Consider the following 1,750-nt stretch of genomic DNA (forward strand, 5'->3'; position numbering starts at 1 on the left):
GGGGGGGGGCGCGGGGCGGGGGGGGGTGCGCCCCCCCCCTCCCCCCCCCCCCCCCGACGCCGGCAGCGCCATGACCGGGGCCGCCGCGGCCCCGAAGCCGACGGCCTCGTCCGGCAGCCAGGCCGTCGCCGCAGGCCCTGCGGGCCAGACCGTCCAGTGCGACGGAGACGGAAGCACCGGCAACCGTGTACAGGTCGTGTACGTGCACGGCCCCGACCGCGACCGGTACGCCGAATACGCCGCCTCGTTCCGCAAGTGGGCCGCCGACGCCGACCTCATCTACTCGGCCAGCGCCAAGGAAACCGGCGGTGTGCGTCACATCCGCTACGTGACCGCGGCGGACTGCACACCGACCGTGCTCAACATCGAGCTGCCGTCGTCCGCGCTCTCCGAGTTCAACGCGACCAACAGGGCGCTTGCCGGCAAGGGCCTCGACCGGCGCGACCGCAAGTACATGATCTTCGCGGACGCCAAGGTCTACTGCGGCATCGGCACGTTCGCCGGTGACGAGCGACCGGGCCAGAACAATCAGAGCAACTTCGGCCCCTCCTACGGACGTACCGACGCCGGCTGCTGGGGCGGTCACACCGCGGCGCACGAACTGGGCCACAACCTCGGCGCGGTCAACAACAGCGCCCCCAACACCAGTCGCGGCGCACACTGCACGGACGAGTACGACGTCATGTGCTACTCGGACACCCCGTACTACCCCACGATGCGGTACGTGTGCTCGAACCAGGCGGCCGAGAACATCCTGGACTGCAATCACGACGACTACTTCCATACCAACCCCAAGGCCGGCAGCTACCTGGCCACACACTGGAACGTCGCCGACAACCAGTTCCTGATGCGTTCCGGGGGCGGCACAACCCCCGACCCGGGCCCCGGCCCGACGCCCACACCGACCCCGACGCCCACGAAACCGACCGGCGGACCAGCGGTGACGGCCGGCCAGATACAGTCCACGGCCGCCGTCGTGAGCTGGCCCAAGGTCGTCGGCGCCGTCTGGTACCAGGTCCTGCTGGACGGCAAGCACCTGACCTGGGTCCAGTCGCAGTCGCTGCGCATCTACAACCTCCGGCCCGGCACCGAGTACAAGGTCGCCGTCTCGGTCCGCGACCGGTCCGGCCGTGACAGTGGGGCAGGAAGGGCGACCTCCTTCCGTACGGCCGACGCGAGCGGCGGCATGACCGCCCCCGGCACCCGCTACACCCTCGGCAACTCGGGCACCGGCATGGCTGCCGAGGTGTGGGGCGGACGCTCCGCCGACGGCACGGTGCTCGTCGGTGCGCGCGCCAACGGCTACGCCCAGCAACAGTGGCTGTTCGACGATGCAGGCGGCGGGCTCGTCCGCCTCCGCTCCGCGGTCTCGAGCAAGTGCCTGCAGACGGGAGGCGCCCCCGCCGCGGGCATGTGGGTCGCCCAGCAGCCCTGCGGCGACATCGCCACGCAGAAGTGGAGGTTGTCCAGCCGCGGCGGAGCGATCACCGTGACCGACCCGAGCGGCACCTACGCCCTGACGGTGAGCAACCGCCCGTACTACGGGAGCTGGCTGCTCGACCTCCAGCGCGCGAACGGCCTCGCGACGCAGGCGTGGACGGTCCAGAAGATCTCCTGATCGGCCGTCGGACCGGGGCCCGCGCGCCCCGGTCACCTGATCCGGGCGCGGCGGGGGGCGCCCCCCCCCCCCGCCCTCCGCCCCACAGCCGCACGCACCCGCCCCCGCGCCCGCGCCCCCCGCCCCGCCCCC

1 protein-coding gene is annotated in these 1,750 nt (G+C 72.5%); it reads left to right on the top strand.

Annotated features, from left to right (window positions below):
• Positions 1-70 precede the first annotated feature (70 nt).
• Positions 71-1,618 (top strand): RICIN domain-containing protein, encoded by a 1,548-nt coding sequence (locus tag ACFVZW_RS09125; RefSeq protein ID WP_384518923.1) that lies wholly within the window; start codon positions 71-73, stop codon positions 1,616-1,618.
• The last annotated feature ends 132 nt before the right edge of the window (positions 1,619-1,750 follow it).

It is taken from the genome of Streptomyces sp. NPDC059567 (genome assembly GCF_042735655.1).
In the GTDB taxonomy this organism is placed as follows: Bacteria; Actinomycetota; Actinomycetes; order Streptomycetales; family Streptomycetaceae; genus Streptomyces.

Coding starts and splice junctions, on each gene's coding strand:
- ACFVZW_RS09125 (WP_384518923.1), top strand. CDS start 71: ATGACCGGGGCCGCCGCGGCCCCGAAGCCGACGGCCTCGTCCGGCAGC.